The 23,922-nt window shown below is 53.3% G+C and carries 21 protein-coding genes; 11 read left to right on the forward strand and 10 right to left on the reverse strand.

The genetic code is table 11. The features are described from left to right. Window positions 1-12: 12 nt before the first annotated feature. From HCZ99_RS10570 to HCZ99_RS10580, 3 genes are read right to left on the reverse strand one after another with little or no spacing between them, the layout of a single operon-like run. On the reverse strand, window positions 13-1,299 hold the full coding sequence (locus tag HCZ99_RS10570; RefSeq protein WP_167446948.1) for a M20 family metallopeptidase: 1,287 nt from the start codon (window positions 1,297-1,299) through the stop codon (window positions 13-15). Window positions 1,300-1,321: 22 nt separating this feature from the next. After that, window positions 1,322-2,467: an NAD(P)/FAD-dependent oxidoreductase gene (locus HCZ99_RS10575; protein WP_167446949.1), complete on the reverse strand. Its 1,146-nt coding sequence runs from the start codon at window positions 2,465-2,467 to the stop codon at window positions 1,322-1,324. After that, window positions 2,464-3,009 carry a hypothetical protein gene (locus HCZ99_RS10580; protein ID WP_167447519.1) on the reverse strand — a complete coding sequence of 182 codons (546 nt, stop codon included), beginning with the start codon at window positions 3,007-3,009 and terminating at the stop codon, window positions 2,464-2,466. The genes HCZ99_RS10575 and HCZ99_RS10580 overlap by 4 nt, the downstream gene beginning before the upstream one ends. Here HCZ99_RS10580 and HCZ99_RS10585 point away from each other — a divergent pair. Beyond that, window positions 2,963-3,121: a hypothetical protein gene (locus HCZ99_RS10585; RefSeq protein WP_254869571.1), complete on the forward strand. Its 159-nt coding sequence runs from the start codon at window positions 2,963-2,965 to the stop codon at window positions 3,119-3,121. The two genes, HCZ99_RS10580 and HCZ99_RS10585, sit on opposite strands and share 47 nt — an antisense overlap. Window positions 3,122-3,199: 78 nt before the next feature. Further along, a complete protein-coding gene (gene moaD / locus HCZ99_RS10590; protein ID WP_167446950.1) occupies window positions 3,200-3,451 on the forward strand; it encodes a molybdopterin converting factor subunit 1 in 252 nt (83 codons plus the stop codon). A 96-nt stretch (window positions 3,452-3,547) separates the two neighbouring features. Here the strand turns inward: moaD and choV are convergent, their stop codons facing one another. From choV to HCZ99_RS10605, 3 genes are all read right to left on the reverse strand, one after another. After that, on the reverse strand, window positions 3,548-4,723 hold the full coding sequence (choV, locus tag HCZ99_RS10595; RefSeq protein WP_167446951.1) for a choline ABC transporter ATP-binding protein: 1,176 nt from the start codon (window positions 4,721-4,723) through the stop codon (window positions 3,548-3,550). A gap of 2 nt (window positions 4,724-4,725) precedes the next feature. After that, the gene (choW, locus tag HCZ99_RS10600) at window positions 4,726-5,574 is read right to left on the reverse strand and encodes a choline ABC transporter permease subunit (RefSeq protein WP_167446952.1); all 849 of its coding nucleotides are present in this window, start codon (window positions 5,572-5,574) and stop codon (window positions 4,726-4,728) included. Window positions 5,575-5,715: 141 nt separating this feature from the next. Next, complete coding sequence (locus HCZ99_RS10605) at window positions 5,716-6,675, reverse strand: choline ABC transporter substrate-binding protein (RefSeq protein WP_167446953.1); 960 nt, start codon at window positions 6,673-6,675, stop codon at window positions 5,716-5,718. A gap of 376 nt (window positions 6,676-7,051) precedes the next feature. On the opposite strand from HCZ99_RS10605, the gene betI reads away from it, so the two are divergent. From betI to HCZ99_RS10630, 5 genes are all read left to right on the forward strand, one after another. Continuing rightward, window positions 7,052-7,642 (forward strand): choline-binding transcriptional repressor BetI, encoded by a 591-nt coding sequence (gene betI / locus HCZ99_RS10610; protein ID WP_167446954.1) that lies wholly within the window; start codon window positions 7,052-7,054, stop codon window positions 7,640-7,642. Window positions 7,643-7,708: 66 nt separating this feature from the next. Continuing rightward, window positions 7,709-9,166, forward strand: a complete 1,458-nt coding sequence (gene betB, locus HCZ99_RS10615; RefSeq protein WP_167446955.1) for a betaine-aldehyde dehydrogenase — start codon at window positions 7,709-7,711, stop codon at window positions 9,164-9,166. 63 nt (window positions 9,167-9,229) lie between these two features. Continuing rightward, on the forward strand, window positions 9,230-10,915 hold the full coding sequence (gene betA / locus HCZ99_RS10620; protein WP_167446956.1) for a choline dehydrogenase: 1,686 nt from the start codon (window positions 9,230-9,232) through the stop codon (window positions 10,913-10,915). Window positions 10,916-11,094: 179 nt separating this feature from the next. After that, the gene (locus tag HCZ99_RS10625; RefSeq protein WP_167446957.1) at window positions 11,095-12,687 is read left to right on the forward strand and encodes an L-serine ammonia-lyase, iron-sulfur-dependent, subunit alpha; all 1,593 of its coding nucleotides are present in this window, start codon (window positions 11,095-11,097) and stop codon (window positions 12,685-12,687) included. 427 nt (window positions 12,688-13,114) lie between these two features. Continuing rightward, window positions 13,115-14,431 (forward strand): NAD(P)/FAD-dependent oxidoreductase, encoded by a 1,317-nt coding sequence (locus HCZ99_RS10630; protein WP_167446958.1) that lies wholly within the window; start codon window positions 13,115-13,117, stop codon window positions 14,429-14,431. On the opposite strand, the gene HCZ99_RS10635 is transcribed toward HCZ99_RS10630, so the two are convergent. From HCZ99_RS10635 to HCZ99_RS10650, 4 genes are all read right to left on the reverse strand, one after another. Next, window positions 14,428-15,144 carry a cysteine hydrolase family protein gene (locus HCZ99_RS10635; protein WP_167446959.1) on the reverse strand — a complete coding sequence of 239 codons (717 nt, stop codon included), beginning with the start codon at window positions 15,142-15,144 and terminating at the stop codon, window positions 14,428-14,430. The genes HCZ99_RS10630 and HCZ99_RS10635 overlap by 4 nt on opposite strands. 178 nt (window positions 15,145-15,322) lie before the next feature. Next, the gene (locus tag HCZ99_RS10640; protein ID WP_175581478.1) at window positions 15,323-15,808 is read right to left on the reverse strand and encodes a group III truncated hemoglobin; all 486 of its coding nucleotides are present in this window, start codon (window positions 15,806-15,808) and stop codon (window positions 15,323-15,325) included. A gap of 85 nt (window positions 15,809-15,893) precedes the next feature. Further along, a complete protein-coding gene (locus HCZ99_RS10645) occupies window positions 15,894-17,243 on the reverse strand; it encodes an NAD(P)/FAD-dependent oxidoreductase (RefSeq protein WP_167446960.1) in 1,350 nt (449 codons plus the stop codon). A 166-nt stretch (window positions 17,244-17,409) separates the two neighbouring features. Then, on the reverse strand, window positions 17,410-18,780 hold the full coding sequence (locus HCZ99_RS10650; protein ID WP_167446961.1) for an aspartate aminotransferase family protein: 1,371 nt from the start codon (window positions 18,778-18,780) through the stop codon (window positions 17,410-17,412). Between the two features lie 477 nt (window positions 18,781-19,257). Between HCZ99_RS10650 and HCZ99_RS10655 the strand changes: the two genes are divergently transcribed. The 4 genes from HCZ99_RS10655 to speB all read left to right on the forward strand — a co-directional run bounded on the left by HCZ99_RS10655 (window position 19,258) and on the right by speB (window position 23,851). After that, window positions 19,258-20,640 (forward strand): glutamine synthetase family protein, encoded by a 1,383-nt coding sequence (locus HCZ99_RS10655; protein ID WP_167446962.1) that lies wholly within the window; start codon window positions 19,258-19,260, stop codon window positions 20,638-20,640. Between the two features lie 46 nt (window positions 20,641-20,686). Continuing rightward, window positions 20,687-21,235 (forward strand): cupin domain-containing protein, encoded by a 549-nt coding sequence (locus HCZ99_RS10660; protein ID WP_167446963.1) that lies wholly within the window; start codon window positions 20,687-20,689, stop codon window positions 21,233-21,235. 84 nt (window positions 21,236-21,319) lie between these two features. Further along, the gene (locus HCZ99_RS10665; protein WP_167446964.1) at window positions 21,320-22,825 is read left to right on the forward strand and encodes an aldehyde dehydrogenase; all 1,506 of its coding nucleotides are present in this window, start codon (window positions 21,320-21,322) and stop codon (window positions 22,823-22,825) included. Window positions 22,826-22,882: 57 nt separating this feature from the next. After that, entirely contained in the window at window positions 22,883-23,851 is a 969-nt protein-coding gene (speB, locus tag HCZ99_RS10670; protein ID WP_167446965.1) for an agmatinase, read from the forward strand. Window positions 23,852-23,922 lie beyond the last annotated feature (71 nt).

Consider the following 23,922-nt stretch of genomic DNA (forward strand, 5'->3'; position numbering starts at 1 on the left):
TAACAATACGAACTAGCTAGCACGCTTTTGCACGCCGCACCAGTCGGCAATGAACAGGGCAAGGACTTCGGTAACTTCCATCATCGATGCGATGGAAACACGTTCGTCAATGCCATGGATACGTTCGGCTTTGGGGCCATAGCACGTTGCCGGGATATTGCCGTAAATTTGGAAGAACCGCGCATCGGTTGTGGCGGTCGAGGCATAGTTTTCAATCGCGTTTCCGGTGACTTCTTGATGGATATCGCCGATCATGGACATCATCGGGTGATTGACGTCCATTTCGCATCCTTCGGCCTGAAAACCGCGATAGGTGATGTCAAACGTTGCGCCCTTGCAGGCCGGGTGATTGGCAAGTGCAGTTTGCTTGACGGCCTCAATCGTTTCGCGGACTTTCGCAAGATCCATTCCTGGATAAAACCCAACCCGGATATCGGCCGAACAGACCGGCGGAACGGTCGATGCCCATTCACCACCATCGATTTTGCCCAAGTTAAAGTTAACGGGGTGAACATGTGCATCATAAGCCGCATGGCGGTGTTGGGGCAGGTTCCAGATTTCTTCGACTTCTTTGAGCGTTTCGAAAAAGCCAAAGGCAGCCTCAATCGCGTTGCTGCCAGCGGATGTATCCAGAACGTGCGCTGGGCTTCCTGAGACGTGCAGTTGAAACCACATCACGCCAAGCTGGGCGGTCATCAGTGTTTGATTGAACGGTTCGGGGATGATGGCACAATCTGCCTTGTAACCGGCATGAAGACAGGCAAGTGCGCCATTGCCAGTACATTCTTCTTCGATCACGGATTGCAAAATGACCGGTGCAGCAGGTTCGAGACCGATATCATGAAGGGCGCGCAGCGCATGGCAATAGGCAATGATCCCGGCCTTCATATCGCCCGCACCACGCCCATACAGCCAGTCCCCGTCGACATAGGCATCAAACGGGCCACGGCGCCATTTATCGGCCGGACCCGTTGGGACGACATCCATATGCCCGTTAAGGATCAGGCTGCGGCCAGTTGGGTTTTTCGGCCGGTGCAGGCCAATGACATTTTCACGCCCGTCATAATCGTCAATCACCGGCGGGGAAAATCCCGGTTGGTCGCGAAGGGCATTGATGTCAATCGCGATACGTTCAACATCAAGCCCCATATCGGCGAATTGATCGGCGATCCAGTTTTGCGCGGATGTTTCGTTGCCAAGCAAGCTGTCATGGCGGACCAGCGCGCACAAATCATCAACCGCCGATAATGTGCGGTTTGATACGGCCTTGCGCAGGCTTGCGCGGTCAAAGGTGCTCATGGGGTGTTCTCCGATCACGTGATTATTTGCCCGTCGCAAGACTGGCGCGATTTGCCGACAGGGCGTCTTGGCTGATGCCAAGTTTTTGCATGTAATCGGGGATGCCGTTGCCACAGATGATATTGGCGGCATATTCGCCCATCGCCGGGGCGGTTTGGATGCCATAGCCCCCTTGACCCGCCAGCCAATAGAAACTCTCATCGGCGGGATCAAATGCGGATACCGGATCGCCGTCGGCAAAGAAGCTGCGTAAACCAGCCCAGGATTCACCCGGCCGGCGGACTTCGATGCTGGTGGCGGTCATTAACCGGTCCATCGTGATGGCGATATCAAGTTCTTCGGGCTGCACATCATGCGGTTCAGTCGGGGTTGTATCCGCAGGCGAGACCAGCAAGCGCCCGGCGTCTTCCTTAAAATATAGGGTTTCATCAAGGCAGGCGACCAAGGGCCAGCCATGCGCATTAACGTCCGATGGCAGATCAACCATCACGGCCGTGCGGCGTTTTGGCGTAATGCCAAGCGGTTTGACGCCGGCCTTATTGGCAATGTCATCGGCCCACGCACCCGCAGCATTGACGATGATATCGCCGCTGTGGCGGGTGCCATTGCCAAGGGTGACGTGCCATTTGCCGTCTGACTTTTCGATTGCGGTGACATCGGCCTTGGTCAGCAGCGTTCCACCCATTGATTTAAACTGGCGGATAAAGCCCCAATGAAGCGCATGGACATCAATATCCATGGCATCAGGTTCATGGGCGGCACTGGCAATCAGATCGGTATTAATGACCGGAATGATTTCCTTAAGTTCGGCCGGGGTTAGGGACACAAAGTTTGCGCCGTTTGCCCGGCCTTCGGTCAGGATTTCTTCAAGTTTGGCTTCTTCCCCCGGTGCGGCGGTCATGATAATGCCGCGCGGCGACAGGATCGGGTTTTCGGTAAACCCATCGGGCGGGGTAATGAAGAAATCGCGGCTGGCGGTCGACATCTTGCGGATGATTTTCGGGCCGTAGGTTTCGCTGTAAAGGGCGGCAGACCGCCCGGTGCTGTGATAGCCCGGCTGGTCTTCGCGTTCCAAAACCGTAACGGATTTTCCCGCCTTTGCCAGAAAGTACGCAGCGGACATGCCTGCAATACCGCCGCCAATAATCAGAATGTCGGAATGGGTCATTTGGGGCCTTCTGATAACGATTTGTTTTTGTTGGTGGCGCGAAACCCGCAGATAAATTGAAATAGGTTTTCGGCCAAGGTGGCGCTAACATAACCGCCTTCTTGCTCAAGTACGATAGGGCAGGTTAACGCACCAATCTTTTCGCCGATTTTGGCAAAGCCATCCGGGGTGACGGTAAGGCCGCCAAGCGGGTCGTCGCGTGATGCATCAAGTCCCAATGCGATCACCACCGCACCGGGATTGAAATCATCAATCACTGCCAGCGCCCGGTCAAGGGCGGTTAAGAAAACCGTGTCCCCACTGCCAAGGGGCAGGGGATCGTTGTGGTTAAATCCAACCCCAACCCCGTCGCCGCGTTCATGGGCATGGCCCCAATAAAATGGATAAAAATCACCGGGATCGGCATGAAGTGAAAGGGTCATGACATCATCGCGGGCATAGAAAATATGCTGGGTGCCGTTGCCATGATGCAAATCGACATCAAGGAGCGCGACCGTGTCATATTTGGCGCGCAGGTCTTGGGCGGCGATGGCAATTGATATTTACCTGATGACCAACCCGCGTATGTCGCAAAGCCGGGCTGAGCGGTTTTTTATTGATAACCTGACCGCACGGATGGAAAACGCGCCCGATGGTTATTTCGTTTATCCATAATCACAGGATCGCGACTTGCATGGTGGCGCCAATTGCGCAAGCATGCGCAAAATTGAACATCAACAAGCTGGATTGAAGATGAAACTGGTCTATTTTTCCTGGGTCAAAGAACGGATCGGCATGGCCGAAGAAACCATCGAATTGCCCGGTGATGTCAAAACCGTTGCCGACCTTTTGGCATGGATCCCCGCACGTGGGGAAAACTTCGCCAATGCCCTGGCAGAGCCATCCATCATCCGCGTCGCGGTCGATCAGGAATATGCGACACCTGATACCGACATTACCAAGGCCAGTGAAATTGCCCTGTTCCCGCCGGTGACCGGCGGATAGGGGCGGTTAAAGTATTCCTCATACAAAAGGGCGGCCCTGAAATGAGCCGCCCTTTGTTTTGTCTGAGTATTGAATATCCGCCTGTGCAAAGGCGTTTTAGGTCAGGCTGTCAAAGAATTCCTTGCGGCCCAATGTGCCTGATATCTTGCCCTCGCGCGTGAGGATCACGGGGTTTTGCGTGATCGAGCGCATGTCGATCAGATCTTTTAGCAGCACATCATCCTGGGCGACAAACACCACCGAGTTATCCGTGCCATCAAGGTCCGTGGGCAGGGTGCCGTCATAGGCGATCAGTTTAAGATCGCCGATTTCCGCACTATGGACGGCTTGGACCGTGCCATTGTCGACAGTGATACGCATGCCTTCGTCTTCGATGGCGATGATGCCCGATGAATTGCGTTGATCCTTGGTCACGCGATGCATGATCGCCCGACCGCGCAGGATATTGACCGGGTTCATGTGCGCGACAAAGTCCGCAACATATCCATTGGCCGGACGCAGTGCGATGTCTTCGGGTGTGCCATGCTGAACCACGTAGCCGCCTTCCATGATGGCAATTGAATTGCCAAGTTTCATGGCCTCGTCCAAGTCATGACTGACAAACAGGATGGTTTTGTTGAGCTTTTCCTGAAGATCAAGAAGCTCGTCCTGAAGGCGGTTACGGATTAAGGGATCAAGGGCGGAAAATGGCTCGTCCATCAAAAGGATCGGGGCATCCGTGGCAAAGGCACGCGCCAGACCAACACGTTGCTGCATGCCGCCCGACAGTTCGTGGGCATATTTATGCGCCCACTGATCCAGTCCGACCAAGGCCAGCTTTTCGCGGACAACGTCGCGTCGCTCCGTCGGGCCCATGCCGTCCAGTTCAAGGCCAAAGCCAACGTTGTCTTCGACCGTGCGCCATGGAAACAGGCCAAATTGCTGGAACACCATGGCGACGTTTTTGCGGCGCAGATTGCGCAGCGTTGTCGAATCACAGGTGGTGACATCGATCATGTCATTCCCGGCACGTACGCGAAGCGACCCGCGCGATACGCTGTTAAGGCCGTTTACGCACCGCAGAAGCGATGATTTGCCAGAGCCCGAAAGCCCCATCAGAACGCAAATTTCGCCTTCGGGGACATCGATGCTGACATTGGCAACACCAAGGACGTTGTTGGTGGCATCGGCGATTTGTTCGCGTGTTCTGCCTTGATCAAGCAGTCGAAGCGATTCCGCCTGACGGTCGCCAAAGATGACGTCGATATTTTCAAATTCAACAGCATTTGTCATGATCACTGCCCCGTTGTTTGACTGTTTTCACGACGGCAAATGCGGTCGAGCACAATGGCAAGGATCACAATCGCAAGACCTGCTTCGAAGCCTTGGGCGATGTTGACCGAATTAAGTGCGCGCACAACCGGTTTACCAAGGCCATCAGCGCCCACAAGGGCGGCAATCACCACCATGGATAGCGATAGCATGATGCATTGCGTCAACCCGGCCATGATCGATGGCATGGCAGACGGGAGTTCGACCTTAAACAGCAATTGACGCGGCGTGCAGCCGAAGCTTTCGCCTGCTTCGAGAAGGGCCTTTGGCGTGTTGGAAATGCCAAGATGGGTCAGGCGGATTGGGGCGGCAATGGCAAAGATCACGGTGGAAATAAGACCCGGTACAACGCCCAAACCAAACAGGATCAGGGTCGGGATCAAATACACAAAGGTCGGGATCGTTTGCATCAGGTCAAGTACGGGGCGCATCGCCTGATACAGCCACGGACGGTGGGCGGATGCCACACCCAGCGGAACCCCGATCACCATGCAAAACAGCGACGCATAAAACACAAGGGCCAGTGTTTGCATGGTTTCTTCCCAATAGCCAAGATTCACAATCAGCAGCAGGGAAAGCACGGTAAAGGCGGTGAGTTTCCATGACCGATGCAGGACTGTGGCAAGCACGGCAAACCCGGCAATGATCAGAAGGGCCGGCAGCCACAACAGAAAGTCGGTGGTGTTTTCAATAATGAATTCAAGAACATCCGAGATGGCATAGAAAACGAAATCGGCATGTTCGTTCAGCGAATTCATCAAAGATGAAATCCACTGCCCCAGCGGAAGTTTGGTTTCCGTGAGCCATTCCATGGGAATATTTCCGTTTGTTTATAAATCAGTTAAATAAACGATACGCCCCGGCCAGTTCCCAAATATGGGGGATATGAAAGTCGCGGGCAGGGGCGTATCGGCAGAATCCCAAAACCGGTTAAGTCCGGTCAGGCAGGCCGATTAAAGGCCAAGATCGCTTTTAAGCGCGGCCTTGGCATCGCCACCGTCAAAGGTGGTCACACCGTCAAGCCATGCATAGGCCGCATCCGGATTGGCTTTAAGCCACGCGGTGGCGGCTTTTTCCGGATCTGTCCCGTCATTAAGGATCGCGTCCATGATTTCATTTTCCATGGCCAGAGTGAATTTCAGGTTGGTGACAAATTTGCCCGCATTCGGGCATTCGTCGGCATAGCCTGCACGCAGGTTGGTATGAACGGTGGCACCGCCAAAGTTCGGACCAAACACGTCATCGCCGCCATCAAGATAGGCCATGTCGTATTTCGCATTCATCGGATGCGGTTCCCAGCCCAGGAAGACAATGAACTTGTCGCGCGATGATTTACGCTTCACTTCTGAAAGCATGCCCTGTTCGGAGGACTCAACAAGTTCAAAATCGCTAAGACCGAACTGATCGTTATCGATCATTTCCTGAATAAGACGGTTGCCATCGTTGCCCGGCTCGATACCGTAAATTTCGCCGTCGAGCTGGTCTTTGAATTTGGCGATGTCAGCAAAATCTTTGAGGCCCGCGTCATAGGCGTTCTTGGAAACCGCAAGGGTGTATTTGGCACCTTCAAGGTTTGCGCCAGTGCTTACAACCGTGCCCTTATCAAGATAGGGTTTGATGTCAGCCGCCATGGTTGGCATCCAATTGCCAAGGAAGACATCAACATCGCCGTTGGCAAGGCTGGTATAGGTAACAGGCACCGACAGAAGTTCGGTTTCTGCGTCATAGCCCAGCGCATCGAGGACAACCGATGCGGTCGCGGTGGTTGCGGTGATGTCGGTCCAGCCAACATCAGAGAACGTAACGGTTTTGCAGGCATCGCTGTCGGCGGCATTCGCCGTTGCGGCACCAAAAAGCGCGCTTGCGATGATGGTGCTGCCAAGAAGGCGGCCGAACGTGGAAAGATTGATCATGTTTCTGGTTCTCCCTTGTGTGGACCTAACGTTAATGATGACCCCGCAGGCGAGGTCATCAGAAGCTTTCGGTTCCGGAGGCCAGACGAACATCAACGCAACTTCTGTGTCGCTAATACTCGCCCAGAGACAGACAAACAGGTTTCCATAACCCGTCCGAATGGACCGGAATAATCACAAAAACAGCCATACAGCCGCGCAGCAATGGGATCCCCTGATCATTGCGCCGCATATACCGGCGTATTTTTATTGATTGATTGTTCAATTAAAATACAGCATATTCTCGATACGTCAATTAAGAAGGGTTAAAAAGTGCGTTGCGGTTTAATGACGCGGTTTCAAACCCCCTTGAAACGTTCTGAATTGGATTGTCTGAATGCCTAAAGTTGGTATGCAGCCTGTACGCCGCAGGCAGTTGATCGACGCGACGATTGAAACCATTCATCGCCACGGATTTGCCGATACGACGATTGCCCGTATCAGCAAGGCGGCGGGTATGTCGTCGGGCATTATTTCGCATTATTTCGGCGGCAAAAACGCATTGTTGGAAGCCACCATGCGGTTTTTGATGCAGGAATTGCGCAACGACTACATGGCGCGTTTGGCACAATCCAGAACGCCGGTCGATCGCCTTGAAGCCATCGTGAACACCAATTTTGACGAAGAACAGTTTACCCCGCAGGTGACGGTCGCGTGGTTGTCTTTTTGGGCGCAGGTGCCGTTTTCCGAACCGCTGCGCCGATTAAACAATATCTATTTCCAGCGACTGGCATCCAACCTGCGTCACGAGCTGCGCCAACTGACAACCGATCAGCGGGCAGACGAAATTTCGGCCGCAATGGCGGCAATGATTGACGGCATTTGGGTGCGGTCCGGGCTTTCGTCCGGGCGGACCGATGTCGCGGCAGCGCGCAAGATGGTGCTGGGCACCATGCATCTTTATCTGGCGCAATCGCCAGCGCGCTAACGCCAAACACACACATACCAAGTTTACAGTCGCCCATTATGCGGTGCGGCCGGAAGGAGTTTTGACATGAGCCTTTACCAGATCAACAATTTCATCAATGGCAAGAAAACAACCGGGTCGGGACCAGAAATGGTTACTTTTAATCCGGCAACCAATACTGTTCTTGCCAAGGGCAATGAAAGCACCGCATCGGACGTAGATGCCGCTGTAAAGGCCGCACGTGCAGGGTTTGAAATTTGGAAAAACACACCGGCGGCCGAACGGGCCCGCGTGTTGTTTAAGGCCGCCCAAATCCTGCGTGATCGCAATGATGAATTGGCGATGGTTGAAACCCGCGATACCGGGCGTGCCATTCAGGAAACCGAAATTGTTGATGTGATTTCCGGTGTTGAATGTTTGGAATATTTCGCCGGTGTCGCCGGAAGCCTGGCCGGTGAGCATATCGATCTTGGTGGGAATTTTGCCTATACCCGCCGCGAGGCGGTTGGGGTGTGTGCCGCCATCGGGGCTTGGAACTATCCGATTCAGATTGCGTGCTGGAAGGCAGCACCGGCATTGGCGTGTGGCAATGCGGTTGTTTACAAACCGTCCGAGGTCACACCGCTTTCGGCGATTGCGGTTGCCGAGGCGCTTCAGGAAGCAGGCCTTCCGGATGGGGTTTATAACGTTGTGCAGGGGGCGCGAGAATCTGGTGCGGCACTTGTCGATCATTCGGGCGTGGATAAAGTATCGCTGACCGGCTCGGCAGCAACCGGGGCGAAAGTCGCATCCGCCGCGGCGGGCGGCATGAAGGCCGTGACCATGGAGCTTGGCGGCAAATCACCGATGATCGTGTTTGAAGATGCCGATCTTGATAACGCCGTATCAGGCGCGCAGATGGCGAATTTCTATTCATCGGGGCAGATTTGTTCAAACGGCACGCGGGTTTTTGTTCATGAAAGTATTGCAGATGCGTTCATGGAAAAACTGATTGCGCGCAGCAAGGACCTTATCCTCGGTGATCCGGAAAACCCCAAAACCCAAGTCGGCCCGATCGTCAGCAAAACCCAATTCGATCAAGTGATGTCATTTATCGAAACCGGCAAGAAAGAAGGCGCGAAATGCGTTCTGGGCGGTCATGCGGTTTCTGATGGCATGCCGGAAGGCGGGCTGTTTGTCGCGCCGACGATCTTTGCCGAGTGCACCGATGATATGACCATTGTTCGCGAAGAAATCTTTGGCCCGGTGATGTCGGTTTTGACCTTTAGCGATGAAGACGAGGCCGTCAAACGCGCCAATGACACACCTTATGGCCTTGCGGCCGGTGTTTTCACCAAGGATCTGTCGCGCGGGCACCGGGTTGTGTCCCGGCTTGAAGCGGGGACCTGCTGGATCAACACCTATAACATTACGCCGATTGAAATGCCGTTTGGCGGGGTAAAAAAATCCGGCGTTGGGCGTGAGAATGGCCGTGCCGCGATTGAGCATTACACCCGGATTAAATCGGTTTATGTCGAAACCGGCGATGTTGAGGCGCCTTACTAAGTGCGCAGCTACGCACTTTGAATAATGGCCGGCCCACATTGCTTGAAAATAAAGGGATCAGATATGTCGACCCCGACGAAGACTGAAAAATATGATTACGTGATTGTCGGTTCCGGTTCTGCCGGGGCTGTTTTGGCCAACCGTCTGTCCGAAGACCGCGACGTTAAGGTGCTGGTGCTTGAAGCCGGTCCGAAAGACCATTGGTGGGATTGGCGTATTCATATGCCAACTGCGCTTTCGTATCCGATGCAGTCGGAAACCTATAACTGGGCTTATTGGACGACGCCGCAGGCCAATTTGAACAATCGCCGGATGGAAACACCGCGTGGGCGGGTTTCCGGTGGGTCAAGCTCGATCAACGGGATGGCGTATGTGCGTGGGCATGCCCTTGATTATAATCGCTGGGCGGAACAAGACCCGGCGCTTAAGGAATGGGATTATGCACGGTGCTTGCCCTATTTCCGTAAGGCAAATACCCGCAACGAAAATACCGGCGGCGATGAATATCACGGTGGGGATGGTCCGCTGCATGTGACGACAGGGGCGTGCACAAACGACCTGCATAAGGCATGGATGAAGGCCGGTGTTCAGGCCGGATATACCCATACTGATGATCAAAACGGATATCGTCAGGAAGGCCTCGGCACCATGGATATGACGGTCTATAAAGGCCGTCGCTGGTCGACTGCGCAGGCCTATCTGCATCCAGCGGCCAAGCGCGATAACGTCACGGTTTACAATAAGGCATTTGCACAGCGCATTGTTTTTGATGGTAAACGCGCGATTGGTGTTGATTTCACCTATGAAGGGCAGGCGGTGCGTGCGCTGGTGGATCGCGAAGTTATCCTGTCGGCCGGATCGATCAATTCGCCGAAACTTTTGATGTTGTCTGGCGTGGGCCCGGCGGCACATTTGCGCGAACATGGTATTGACGTTGTGGCAGATTTGCCCGGGGTCGGTGAAAACCTGCAAGACCATCTTGAACTTTATGTTCAGATGGAATGCACCAAACCCATCAGCCTAAACAGCAAACTTGATGCCTGGAGCAAGTTTAAGATCGGGCTTGAATGGTATCTGTTTAAAACCGGCCTTGGCGCGACCAACCATTTCGAAGCGGGCGGTTTTATTCGGTCCAAAGCCGGGGTGAAGCATCCTGATTTGCAGTATCACTTCATGCCTGCTGCGATTAACTATAACGGGTCGAAGGCCGCCGAGAAGGATGGTTTTCAGGCCCATATCGGCCCGATGCGGTCAAAATCACGCGGTACGGTTCGCCTTGCATCCGCCGACCCGAAAGAACGTCCGATCATTGACCCGAACTATATGAGCCACCCGGAAGACTGGGAAGAAATGCGCGCATCCGTCCGCCTGACCCGCGAGATTTTCGGTCAGGAAGCCTTTGCCGATTTGCGTGGGCGTGAAATTGCACCGGGCAAGGACATCCAGACCGACGAGCAGATTGATGCATGGGTCGCCGATCACGCCGAAAGTGCCTATCACCCATCATGCTCGTGCAAAATGGGAAGCGACGATATGGCCGTGGTCGATGAAAACACGCGCGTTCATGGTATCCAAGGGCTTCGTGTGGTTGATAGTTCGATCATGCCGACAATTGCGACCGGTAACTTGAATGCCCCGACGATCATGATCGGTGAAAAGGCGGCGGACATTATCCGTGGCCGCCAACCATTGGCTCCGTCCAACGCACCGTATTTCGTGCATCCCGAATGGGAAACCAAGCAGCGTTAAGCGGCTGCCTCACGACATCTGGTTTTTAAAACCTAATTCCAAAATCCCCGGCCCAGCATTCTGTTTGGCCGGGGATTTTTGTTTGGGTCATTGCATTCAAAAGGTTGGCGGGTAATCATCCTTGCACCGCATTTTCACGGGCGGCATCTTTTGGTGCGCGCCAATTAAAGTATTTAGCCATGCAAGAAATCAGTCTTTTGAATTCGGTGATCGGTCCTGTTATGCGCGGGCCGTCAAGTTCGCACTGTGCTGCGCCCTATATGATGGCAAAGCTGGTGCGCGAACTTTCTTGTTCAAACGGTGAAGTTTTAAAAAATGCAGTGGTGCGGTTTGATCCAAACGGGTCTTTCGCCCCGGTTTATAAGGCGCAAAGTTCGGACGAGAACTTTGCCGCCGGGCTGGCGGGCGCCAAGCTGACCGATCCTGATTACCGCGATATTTTAGGACGTGTGGAGCAGGGAGAGGGATTTAAGTTTGGTGTTGAAGTCACGGAACTTGAAAACAATAACCATCCCAACCGCGTCGATCTGGAACTGACCGTTCAAACCGCCGACGGCACCCTACGAACCGATCTGTATGCCGGGGCGTCGGTCGGCGGGGGGATGTATTACATCGATGCGATGAATGGCGAACCGGTGTTTTTGACCGGTAAGACGGCAACTGTGTTTGTTTGGGGCGATGGGGCGGTTTTGGATGCCGATGGCATTGCCCAGAAGCTGGCAAGTGGAACAAATACCTTGCTGGGAACATCCGTCGATCCCGCCCATCAGCGTGTTGAAGTTTCCTTGCAATCATTGCCCGATGTAACAGTGCTCGACGCGATCCGTCTGCGGGACGGTGTGGAGGCTGTTCGGTTTGGCGATGCGTCGCAATATCCGGTCTGCACCGGCGATGATTTGTTTTCAACAGCCGATGGTGTGATCGCGGTCGCCCTGCGGCAGCCCGGCGGCTCATTGGCCGATGCGGCGCTGGTGCTTGAGGCAAAGCGTCTTGGCCTTTCACGTGATGCCACGCGTAAGCTTTTCCGCGAACGGTGCGAATTGATGCTGCGCGTTGTGGCCGAAGGATTCGATGCAAAGCCCGAAGATAACGTCATGCGGTTTTTAACCCTGCGTGCGCGCAAAGTTCGCGATGCCAATTTGCCGGCCGGTCTTGGCGGACCGGTGTTGCAGGATGCGATGGCAGGTGCACTGTCGGCGATGGAACGCGATTCAAATCGCGGGCTTGTCTGTGCTGCGCCAACGGCGGGCAGTGCCGGGGTGGTGCCGGGCACCTTATACGGACTGATCCGGCATGGAATTGATATTGATGGCGCCACGGAAGCGTTGCAGGTGATGGCGGTGATCGGGGCGGTCTTTGCTGCACGCGGGACCTTTGCCGCCGAATGCGGTGGATGTTCGGTCGAAACCGGTGCGTCGGCGGCGATGGCAGCCGCAGGGGTCGCATATGCCTATGGCGGGGATGCCAAGCAGTGCTTTGACGCGGCCAGCATGTGTTTGATGAATACCCTTGGACTGGTGTGTGATCCGGTGGGCGGGGATGTTGAAATTCCGTGTCATGCGCGCAATGTCGCGGGGGTGTCACATGCCTTTTCATCGGCGATGGCGGTTTTGGCCGGGTTTGATGCGGTTTTGCAATATGACGAACTGGTCGATCAGACGGTTAAAATCGGGTCGATGATGCATCCTGATTTGCGCTGTACGGCGCGTGGGGGCTGTGCGGCAACCAAGACTGCCAATCGCATGGTCGACGCCATCACCCAAGGTCGTTGAACCTCAGAAAAGCCATCTCAGAATACACCAGTAAATAGGCCATATTTCGGAAAGAAATGCGTTTATGGGAATTGCAATTATCCAATTCCACCCGTTGTAATTATAGCCATCAAAGAAAGTGAGAAACACAAACGTTCCTAAGGACACAAGCTGATACAGAACCAAAAGAGGCATCGCATACTTACTTTCATTTATGTTTGCCTAATGTAGGTTAGGGTATTTCTGCTGGTAAAAACACTATTTTCAATCGTTAACGGAATGTCCCGTTAGCAATGAGATGTCGTCGCAATAAGGGGTTTTCGAATAATCTGCCAAAAGAGTATCAATGCTAGAGAAACAGTTGTTTTTCTCTTGATAGATGCCGCCGATCAGGCAGGATGTCGCGATAAATAACCGTCATAAATAACAATGAAATCGAGGCTTTGCCGTGTTTACCCCGAATTTGCTGACCGCCAATGACACACAAGGATCCTATCCGGCGTCCTATTATGCCGCGACCGCCAATGCGATCGCGCCGTTTGACACCGTCAACGGGCAGCAGTCATGTGACATTGTGGTTGTTGGTGGGGGGTTTACCGGCTTGTCATCGGCCTTGCATCTGGCCGAGCGCGGCTTTGACGTTATTTTGCTTGAAGCGCATCGGGTTGGCTGGGGCGCGTCGGGGCGCAATGGCGGGCAGGTCGGGTCGGGCCAGCGCCGCGAACAAGACGACCTTGAAAAAATGGTCGGGCGCGATGACGCCAAAAAGCTGTGGGATATCGCAGAACAGTCCAAGGACATCGTCAAATCCCTGATCGCCAAGCATGACATCAAATGCGATTGGAAGCCGGGCATTTTGCATGCAGATCATCGCGCGCGGTTTGTGCCGGAAACCCATGCCTATACCGACAAGCTGCAACGCGATTATGGCTATGATCAGATCCGCAATATCTCACGCGATGAGATGCGTGAAATGGTGGGCAGTGCGTTTTACCATGGCGGATCGCTTGATATGGGGGCGGGGCATATTCACCCGTTGAACTTTGCGATTGGCCTTGCCGATGCCGCACGTGCTGCGGGCGCGCGTATTTTTGAAAATGCGGTTGTGACGTCTTATGAAAATCAGTCGGGGAAGGTGACGGTCAAAACCAGCAACGGTGCGGTCGTGAAGGCCAATAAAATGATTCTTGGCTGTAATGGCTATCTTGATGCGCTTGAAGATCGCGTGGCCAAGCGCGTCATGCCGATTAATAATTTCATCATCGCCACAGAACCGCTTTCCGATGATTTGGCGCGGGATCTTATTCGGGACGATGTGGCGGTCGCGGATTCAAAGTTCGTGATCAACTATTACCGTCTAAGTGCCGATAAACGTATGCTGTTTGGCGGAGGGGAAACATATGGTTATCGCTTCCCAAAAGACATCAAGTCGTTTGTGTCGCCCTATATGCTTGAAGTCTATCCGCAGCTTAAAGACGTGAAAATTGATTATGGCTGGGGCGGGACGTTGGCGATTACGATGAACCGCATGCCGTTCTTCCGCAAGATCGAGGATAACATCTTTACCGCGACGGGATATTCCGGGCATGGGGTTGCCATGGCGACCTTGGCGGGGCAAATCATGGCCGATGCCGTGGCGGGGACGATGGAACGCTTTGACGTGATGTCAAACGTCAAAATACCAGCATTCCCGGGCGGAAAGACATTCCGCTACCCGATGCTGGTTGCTGCGATGCTGTGGTATTCGATCCGAGATAAGCTTTAAGCTGATTTATGTTGCGGCGCGTCTTCTGATTGCGTGGCCGCTTCTTGGTCAATCTTGTCCTTGGCTTCAATCTCGTCTTTGGCGCCAAGGGCAATAAGTTGTGACCGTGTCTTTTTCCAGGACCGCGGATTAAAGACCAACGTGGTCGCGTCACTGAAGTAGACCTCGTAGCCGCGATTAAGGGCGGCCTTGGTGGTTGCTTTGACACAAAAATCGCCGTCCAGGCCGACAATGATTAGTTTGCCGACATTCTGCGCGTTCAGTACGCGATCAAGTTCAGGTTCGTGAAAGGCATCTGCACGGGACTTGACGATGTCATGGTCGATATCGCCATCAATGCGTTCATCAATATCCAAGCCGTTTGATTTCTGGCAGCCGCGGCCCTGATTAAGCAGGGCGGCCAAGAAGTTCATGTACCAGCCAACAAAGGTCTGGCGGATTGCAATAACTGGCGATCCGTTGGCGTTGGCGGCTTCGACCAGATTGTTGATCGCTTCAAGGCCCTTTTCCATATCCGCTTCGGGATAGCGATATTTGGAGTTGCCGGTTGTGAAATCTTCCTGAAGATCGATCAAGAGAAGGGCGGTGTTGGGCCGGGATGCGCGGTCAATTTTGGGGCCGGTGCTGGGTGTCAGGTGGCGACGGTGGCCATGTATTGTGTAGGCGATCAAGGCAATCAGCAAAACGGCGGCAAAAAGGACTGCAGGCCACATCTTTATTTTCTCCGTATCAATATCGGTCAGGATATCAAATTGTCATAAAATATAGCAATCAGTCATATTCCAAACCGATTCCCCATATATTTATCGATTTTCAACTTCGTTTCAATGGCTTGTTTTGGAACAATTCTGGGAATAATTTAACGAAGGAAATTTTCTATTTATTAGGACTTTACTGCGGGTCCCAGCTTGTCACCGGGTCATAACGTTCACCTTTGGACAAGATGACACCGTTATGGGCGGCAATGCCGACTTCAAAACTTGCAGCGATGCGAAGAGCGCGTTCCATAAAGTGTTTGGCGGCGGCTTCATTACAATGTTCGGATAAGGTTTGCGCAAACAGCTGTAGCCACCGGTCAAAATGATGGCGGGTGATTTTAAGCGGCATGTGTTTTTGCATCGGCCGGCCGTCATAATTGCCCGTGGCCAGCGCCACTGATGACCAAAACATGACCATGCGATCAAGATGGTTGTCCCAGTTTTCGACTTTTTCTTCAAACACCGGGCCCAGCATTTCGTCATCGCGGACCTTGGCGTAAAATCCATGCACGATGTTTTTGATCATGTCCTGATCAATGCCGGTATCGTCCTTAATACGGCGGGTGGCGATTTCGCGGCGTTCCTTGATTTCGGCAAGGGTAGGCTGTTTTTCGGACATGATTTTGGGCCTGTTTAGCAATCACAATGCCACAGGTTTACGGCGTGCTGTGACGGTCCGATATGACATATGTCACTTTGGCGTTTTACGCAAACCGATCATGTAATCCGTAATACCGATAGGCAACCGTTCGGGCGGCGCGGCGAAGGCTTGGCAGGGGAAATTTGTCCATCGGCGTTCCCAGAACTGTCCCCAAATCGTCATCACCAATCGTGCCCAACATCCGTTGGGCCAAAAGTTTGCCGCCCTGACTGGCCAAGGCAACGCCGTTGCCGTGCCACGCAAGGGCAGTCCAAACGTCGTGATGGCCAGGAACGCGCCCGATATAAGGACGCCAGCTTTGCGATAGGCAGGCAAGCCCGTTCCAGTGATGGGTACGTTCAATATCGCGCCATGCCGGGAACATGCGTTCAAAATTTGCCGCCAAGTCGCGTTTGCCGGCCTCAAACGCCTCGGGTGTGGCGGTGATGCCGCCGCGTCCGCCAAACAGGAACCGGTTATCTGGCAGTTTGCGGAAATAATGCAGCAAGATACGGCTGTCATACGCCATTAAGTCGCTGGTCCAGCCTTGTGCAGCCAGTTCATCGTTGCTCATGGGGCGGGTGACGAAAATACCCGAAAAGACAGGCATCAATTTGCCACCCAACCAATCGGGCAGGTTTTCCGCGCTGTATCCATTGGTGGCGATAATGATCTTGTTGGCTTCGATCTGTGCCGTGCCCGCATAAAGCGTGTATTTGCCCGTGGTTTCGTCAAATCGGTCGATTTTGGCCTGTTCGAATATCCGAACACCAGCCCGGATACATTGTTCATGCAGACCCGCCAGATATTTCATCGGGTTGATGCCAAACCCGGCCTTTACATGTAGCCCGCCATAGGTTTCAGCCGCATTCAACCCGCGTTCTTTAAGGGCATCACGGTCCAGAAATTCGGTCTGAACATCGGTAAAGTGTGCAAACTCTTTGGCTTCTTCATGAAGTTCGGCAATGCGGCTTTGTTTGTGGGCCAGCACCACTTCGCCGTTGGAATGGCGGTCGGCATCAATGTTCCAGTCGGTCAAACGTTGATCAACAAGATCAATCGCCTCGCATTCTTGGCGGGCAAATTGTTTGACCGCGTCGTCACCAAATTTTTTGGCTAGATCAAAATAGCTTTTGCCACTGCCACCGATGCAGCAAAAACCGCCATTACGCCCGGATGCGCCCCAGCCGCTGCGCCCGGCATCAAACACAGATACCTGTGCGCCGTTTTCGGCCAGTTCCAGCGCGGCAGACAACCCGCAATAGCCGCCACCAATAATCGCGATGTCGGTTTTATGCACACTGTCCCTCGCAAGGCGTTCGCAGGCGGGCAGGGGGCCTGTACTTTCGACCCAATAGCTGTCAGGCAGGCTGTCGGTTTGATAGGCGGCGGGCTGATAGATGCGTTTAAGCATGGGCTACTCGTTTGGCAAGGGACCAAGGGCGGGGCGAAAACAGCGCGGCGATACGGTGACGGATACGGCGCGCGGCATAGGTTTGTTAGGCTGGTGCAATTAAAAAATACCCGGCGATGATATGTCATGCCGGGTATTTCGTTAAGCCATTGCAATCAAATGGTGATCACATTTTGCCAATTTTCTTGGCGGTATCATCAAGTGACGCCCGCAGACGTTTGACTAGCTCGTCAATTTCGTCACGCGTGATGCAAAGCGGCGGGGAAAGAACCATACGGTCGCCACATGCCCGCGAAATCACGCCGTTTTCAACACAGGCATCGCGGCACATGGTGCCAACGGTGCCGGGTTTTTCAAACGGTTTGCGGGTTTTCTTGTCATCGACAAGCGGCATGCCAGCAATAAGGCCAACAACCTCAACCGCGCCGACCAACGGATGGTCTTCAAGGGTTTTAAGCTGCTTGGCGAAATATGGGCCAATGTCATCACGCACACGCTCGACCATTTTTTCATCGCGCATAATGCGAATGTTTTCCAAGGCGACGGCGGCCGATGCCGGGTGGCCGGAATAAGTAAAGCCGTGGGTGAATTCACCACATTCATTGATCAAAACGTCAGCAACGCGATCCCCAACCATGACAGCCGAAATCGGCAGATAACCCGAAGACATTCCCTTTGCCATTGGCATCAGGTCAGGTTTGATATCAAGGGTTTCTGAGCCAAACCAATTGCCTGTCCGGCCAAAGCCGCAAATGACTTCGTCAGCGATCAGCAAAAGATCGTATTTTTTGCAGATACGCTGAATTTCCGGCCAATAGGTTGACGGCGGAATGATCACACCACCCGCACCCTGGATTGGTTCCCCGATGAAGGCACCAACGCGGTCGGCACCGAGTTCTTCGATTTTTTCTTCAAGCTTGCGGGCCACCATCAGGCCGAATTCTTCGGGGGTGTGGTCGCCACCTTCGCCGTACCAATATGGCTGATCGATATGAACAACGTCTGGCAGCATCGGGCCACCTTGCGCGTGCATGCCCGACATCCCGCCAAGGGTCGCACCGGCAACGGTCGATCCGTGATAGGCGTTTTTACGGCTGATAATGACACTGCGTTCTGGTTTGCCTTTTAGGGCCCAATATTGGCGGACCATGCGCACAACCGTGTCGTTCGCTTCGGACCCGGAATTGGCATAAAAGACGTGGTTAAGGCCATCGGGCGTGATTTCCGCAAGAACTTTGGAAAGCTCAATCGCGGGGGTGTTCGCACACTGGAAGAAGTTATTGTAGTAGGGCAGTTCTTGCATCTGGGCATAGGCGGCATCTGCAAGTTCTTTGCGGCCATACCCGATATTTACGCACCACAGACCGGCCATGCCATCAAGATACTTTTTACCGGTGGAGTCTTCGATAAAGACACCTTCGGCTTTGGTGATGACGCGGGTACCACGATTATTCAGATCCGCCGTATCGGTGAACGGATGAATGTGGTGCGCCTGATCCATATCCTGCCAATAGGCGGTTTTATCAAAGTTATTCATGGTCTCTCCTGACAGCTTAACAAGCCGGTTTTGTGCGATATGTTGAACATATGCCATCAGTGTTCGTTTTTTTGAACACCTTTGCAAGAGGAAATTTCCGACAATTTCCCGCATCGAAATAAGGTGTTTTTTGTTATGGGGTGGTTGTTGTGGCCGAAATGGTGACCGGGGATCTTTTCGGATCGTATTTTATTGTGCGCTGCGTGATTTGCACGATATATCGAACGAATGGGCTTGACCGAGGCATTCGGGCACGGCACGATGCGCATTGGGATGGACTTACCCATATATGTGTTTCTACGTTTGCCGCCGTTTGTGCGCGTTATGTCGGTCTAAGGTGCTGAAAGAAAAATACCTTTCTGCTGCTTTGCTGTCAGACGCTGCATTCATCGGATCATACGTTGCAAATATGTGCGTAAGCCCGGACTTCAGGGGATAAACCCTGTGATACGAGGCCTTTTCTGGGAGTATAAGACGATGAACAAGTCGTTCGTCGAAGACAGTAGGGCAGATGCCCAACGATTCTTTGAAGAAAATTCGGATATTGAACTTATTGAACTGCTAATTCCTGACGTTAACGGCGTGTTCCGTGGCAAGCGAATCAGCAAGCAAAAATTCCTTAAAAGCTTCCACGAAGGCATCAATCTGCCGGGCTCTGTGTGCCTTGTTGATATTACCGGTGATAACCCGGAAGGAACGGGCGTTCTGTGGTCCAGTGGTGATCAGGACAATGTCGCAAAGCCGATCCCAGGTACCTTGTGCCGCGTTCCATATGGCGAACTGCCATTGGCGCAGGTGATGATGAGCCTGTATAACCTTGATGGTACTCCGTTCTTTGCCGATCCGCGCAATGTTTTGCAGGCGGTTGTTGATCGGATGGCCGCAGATGGTCTGTATCCAACCGTTGCCTTGGAACTTGAATTCTATCTTGCCGACCAGAACACGGAAACCGCGGCACCATTGCCGCCGCAGCCGCTTGGTGGCGGGATTGCATCCGATGGGGTGCAAGTTTATGGCCTGCAACAGATCGAAGATTTCGAACGGGTTCTTCATGACGCGGTTGCCGAGTTAAATCGCCAAGGTATCCCCGCTGACACCATTGTTGCCGAAGCCGGCCCCGGACAATTCGAAATCAATCTTGGGCATGTCAGTGACCCGATGATGGCGGCTGACCACGCCATGCAGCTTAAGCGCGTGGTGAAGGGTATTTCGTGGGATCACGGTGTGACCGCGACCTTTATGGCAAAGCCGTATTCCGATCAGGCGGGCAATGGTTTGCACGTCCATGTCAGTTTGCGCGATGATGACGGCAACAATGTTATGTCGCCCAAGGGCGATGAAGAAGTGTCAGATAATCTGCGCTTTGCCATCGGTGGCCTTCAGGAAGCGATGTTTGAAAGCATGGCGATCTTTGCCCCGAACCCGAATTCATTCCGCCGGTTCCAAAACAAGGCCTATGCGCCGATGTCGCCGAACTGGGGTTTGAATAACCGTACGGTTGCCCTGCGTATCCCGGCCGGAAGCCCAAAGGCCGCACGTGTTGAACACCGTGTGTCTGGTGCGGATGCCAACCCGTATCTGGTTTTGGCGTGTGTATTGGCTGGTGTGCATCACGGCATGAAAAACAAGATTGATCCGGGCGAACCAACGGTTGGCAATGGCTATGAGCAGCATGGCGGTAAAATCGTTCCGCGCAGCATGATTTCGGCTCTTGATCGCTTTGTTGATGGTGACATTGTCAAAGAATATCTCGGCGAACGCTTTGTCGAAGTATTCGATATTTGCCGTCGTGCTGAATATGACGAGTTTTTCTCTGAGGTGACCCAGCTTGAATATCGCTGGTACCTTGATGCGGTCTAAACGCACATACAAACGATAAAAAGCGTCCATAGGGAAAAGAACAGGAATGTCTCAAAAGGTAGGGGATCGGTTAAAAGCTGTACGCAGCATGTACGGGCTGTCGCAGCGCGAATTGGCCCGTCGTGCCGGTGTCACCAACAGCACGATTTCAACGATCGAACAAAACCGCGTCAGCCCGTCAGTCGATAGTCTGGCAAAGGTGCTGGCAGGTATCCCCATGACCCTGATTGATTTCTTCACCGTTGATCTTGATACCGGTGAAGAAATCTTCTTTGACAAGGATGACCTTGTCGAACTGTCCGACGGGACCATGTCAATGCGTCTTGTCGGGGCAACGCGCAAGGACCGTAATTTGCGCGTTTTGCATGAAACCTATCCGGCAGGCGGTGACACGGGTGATAAATTGATCGTCCAAAAGGGCGAAGAAGCCGGTGTCGTCGTGCGCGGCAAACTTGAAGTGACCGTCGGGGAACGGGTCAAAATTCTTGGCCCCGGGGATGCGTATTATTTCAACGCCGAAATACCGCACCGTTTCCGAAATGTCGGTGATGGGGAATGTGAAGTGGTTAGTGCCGCCACACCCCCATCTTATTAGGCTGCCATAAAACCGGCAAATTACGCGTCGATCCTTTCAGAACTTGAACAAGGCCGAAAAGCGCCATCCGTCAGGAGATTTCCGATGACCAATCCGTTGAATTTTGAACAATTGACTGCACAGGCTGCCAGCCTTGATATTCGTAACAAGGCGTTCATTAATGGTGCCTATGTCGATGCTGCATCGGGCAAAACGTTTGATTGCATCAGCCCGCGTGATGGTTCGGTCCTGACCAAGGTTGCCGAATGTGATGTCGAAGACGTCAATCGCGCGGTTGCATCAGCACGTGCGGTTTTCGAAAAAGGCAGCTGGTCCGAAGCCGCCCCGGCAAAGCGCAAGGCAATCTTGCTTCATTTCGCTGATCTGCTGGAGAAGAACGCCCCGGAATTGGCGTTGCTTGAAAGCCTTGATATGGGCAAGCCGATTACGCTTGCCTCGCGTGATGACTTGCCGCTTTCGTATAAATGCATTCGCTGGTACGCCGAGGCGATTGATAAGGTGTATGACGAAATTTCGCCGGGTGAAAGCAACGCGATTGGCATGATTACGCGTGAGCCGCTTGGCGTTGTCGCGGCTGTTGTGCCATGGAACTTCCCGCTGATGATGGCGGTTTGGAAACTTGGCCCGGCCTTGGCAATGGGCAATTCCATCATTCTGAAACCAGCAGAACAATCGCCGCTGACCGCCCTTCGTGTTGCGGAAATCGCAGTCGAGGCTGGCATTCCAGAAGGCGTATTGAACGTTATTCCGGGCTTTGGTCCAACGGCGGGTAAGGCACTTGGCCTGCATGAAGATGTGGATTGCGTGACCTTTACCGGTTCTGGCGAAGTCGGAAAGCTGTTCTTGCAGTATTCCGGTCAGTCGAACATGAAACGTGTGTGGCTGGAATGTGGGGGCAAAAGCCCAAATATCGTTCTTGCCGATTGCCCGGATTTGGATGCAGCGGCCGCGGCGGCTGCGGGTGGTATTTTCTATAATCAGGGTGAAGTTTGCACAGCGGGTTCGCGCCTGATTGTTGAAGAAAGCATCAAAGACGAATTGATCGAAAAAGTCATCGCGGCGGGGGCGAAAATGCAGCCGGGCGATCCGCTGGATCCGAAAACCGAAATGGGCGCGATTGTTGACGAAAGTCAGATGAACCGCGTTCTGGGCTATATCGAAAAAGGATCGTCCGAAGGTGGCGTTCTGCGCACCGGTGGTAAACGCGCGCGGACTGAAACCGGTGGGTATTATGTCGAACCGACCGTCTTTGACGGGATCAAGAACGACATGACCATCGCCAAGGAAGAAATCTTTGGCCCGGTTCTGTCGGTGATCTCGGTAAAAGATTGGAAAGAAGCCGTGCAGACGGCAAACGACACCCCGTTTGGTTTGGCCGCGGCTGTTTGGACTCGTGACATCAATAAGGCGCATCTGACCGCGAAAAAACTGCGTTCTGGTCTGGTTTGGGTCAATTGCTGGGACGGTGGTTCCATCACCATGCCGTTTGGCGGGTACAAGCAATCGGGGACGGGGCGTGACCGTTCGTTGCATGCACTTGATAAATATTGTGAAATCAAATCAACGTGGATTGCCCTTGGCGACGCGTAATTGGATTTGGGTTCTGGATTGCGATCCGAACCGTCATTCAAAGATAAGGAATGAAACATGAGCAGTACCGGCGTGATTGATACCAAGGGCGGCGATAACGCCTTTACGGCAAAGTCCGTGCATCAAAACACCAGCGAGCCGATGTATTCCGGCGCATTGTCATTTATGCGCCGTAAATATTCGCGCGATTTGGCGGGCATTGATGTGGCCGTGACCGGTATTCCCTATGACCTGGCGACCTCAAGCCGACCGGGCACGCGTCTTGGCCCGCAAGGGGTGCGCCGTGCATCGGCCAATTTGGCATGGGCACCGCACTTTCCGTCTGGTCGCGATATCTTTGCCGAATTGGCTGTGATTGATTACGGCGATATGGTCATTGACCCGGGCCACCCGGAAAAACTGCCTGAGATGATCGAAGATCACGCACGCGATATTGTTCAATCAGGTGCCAAAATGCTGACCATCGGTGGGGATCACTTCATCACCTATCCGGTGCTTAAAGCCCATGCTGAAAAGTATGGCGATGGCATTTCGCTGATCCAGTTTGATGCCCATTCCGATACATGGGAAGACGACGGTGATCGCATCGATCATGGTACGATGTTCTGGCATGCGGCCCAAAAGGGCATTGTCGATCCGTCAAAATCCATTCAGGTCGGTATTCGCACCCACAATGAGTCAACGCATGGATTTAACATCCTGTATGGCCCGGATGTGCAGGCAATGTCGATTGATGCCATTGTTGCGAAAATCAAGGAAACGGTCGGCGATCGTCCGGCTTACATTACCTTTGACATTGATGGTCTTGATCCGTGCTATGCGCCGGGCACCGGAACGCCGGTGTTGGGCGGGTTGACCAGCCATCAGGCAGTGTCGATCCTGCGCGGGCTTGCCGGGAATATCAACCTGATCGGCAGTGACGTTGTGGAAGTTTCCCCGCCTTATGATGTTTCGGATATTACATCACTGGCGGGTGCGACGATGGCGTGGGAAATGTTGAATATCCATGCTGCGAACCGCAAATAATCTTTTGCCATAGGTGTTTAGCGATCAGGGCCGGTTTCATTAAATGAAACCGGCCCTTGTTTTTTCAAAAT

The sequence above is a fragment of the Thalassospira lucentensis genome (genome assembly GCF_011806425.1).
Lineage (GTDB): Bacteria > Pseudomonadota > Alphaproteobacteria > Rhodospirillales > Thalassospiraceae > Thalassospira > Thalassospira lucentensis_B.

Excerpts from the sequence above, each read along its gene's own strand:
- HCZ99_RS10570 (WP_167446948.1), bottom strand. The coding sequence starts at position 1,299 with ATGAGCACCTTTGACCGCGCAAGCCTGCGCAAGGCCGTATCAAACCGC.
- HCZ99_RS10575 (WP_167446949.1), bottom strand. The coding sequence starts at position 2,467 with ATGACCCATTCCGACATTCTGATTATTGGCGGCGGTATTGCAGGCATG.
- moaD (WP_167446950.1), top strand. The coding sequence starts at position 3,200 with ATGAAACTGGTCTATTTTTCCTGGGTCAAAGAACGGATCGGCATGGCC.
- choV (WP_167446951.1), bottom strand. The coding sequence starts at position 4,723 with ATGACAAATGCTGTTGAATTTGAAAATATCGACGTCATCTTTGGCGAC.
- choW (WP_167446952.1), bottom strand. The coding sequence starts at position 5,574 with ATGGAATGGCTCACGGAAACCAAACTTCCGCTGGGGCAGTGGATTTCA.
- HCZ99_RS10605 (WP_167446953.1), bottom strand. The coding sequence starts at position 6,675 with ATGATCAATCTTTCCACGTTCGGCCGCCTTCTTGGCAGCACCATCATC.
- betI (WP_167446954.1), top strand. The coding sequence starts at position 7,052 with ATGCCTAAAGTTGGTATGCAGCCTGTACGCCGCAGGCAGTTGATCGAC.
- betB (WP_167446955.1), top strand. The coding sequence starts at position 7,709 with ATGAGCCTTTACCAGATCAACAATTTCATCAATGGCAAGAAAACAACC.
- betA (WP_167446956.1), top strand. The coding sequence starts at position 9,230 with ATGTCGACCCCGACGAAGACTGAAAAATATGATTACGTGATTGTCGGT.
- HCZ99_RS10625 (WP_167446957.1), top strand. The coding sequence starts at position 11,095 with ATGCAAGAAATCAGTCTTTTGAATTCGGTGATCGGTCCTGTTATGCGC.
- HCZ99_RS10635 (WP_167446959.1), bottom strand. The coding sequence starts at position 15,144 with ATGTGGCCTGCAGTCCTTTTTGCCGCCGTTTTGCTGATTGCCTTGATC.
- HCZ99_RS10640 (WP_175581478.1), bottom strand. The coding sequence starts at position 15,808 with ATGTCCGAAAAACAGCCTACCCTTGCCGAAATCAAGGAACGCCGCGAA.
- HCZ99_RS10645 (WP_167446960.1), bottom strand. The coding sequence starts at position 17,243 with ATGCTTAAACGCATCTATCAGCCCGCCGCCTATCAAACCGACAGCCTG.
- HCZ99_RS10650 (WP_167446961.1), bottom strand. The coding sequence starts at position 18,780 with ATGAATAACTTTGATAAAACCGCCTATTGGCAGGATATGGATCAGGCG.
- HCZ99_RS10655 (WP_167446962.1), top strand. The coding sequence starts at position 19,258 with ATGAACAAGTCGTTCGTCGAAGACAGTAGGGCAGATGCCCAACGATTC.
- HCZ99_RS10660 (WP_167446963.1), top strand. The coding sequence starts at position 20,687 with ATGTCTCAAAAGGTAGGGGATCGGTTAAAAGCTGTACGCAGCATGTAC.
- HCZ99_RS10665 (WP_167446964.1), top strand. The coding sequence starts at position 21,320 with ATGACCAATCCGTTGAATTTTGAACAATTGACTGCACAGGCTGCCAGC.
- speB (WP_167446965.1), top strand. The coding sequence starts at position 22,883 with ATGAGCAGTACCGGCGTGATTGATACCAAGGGCGGCGATAACGCCTTT.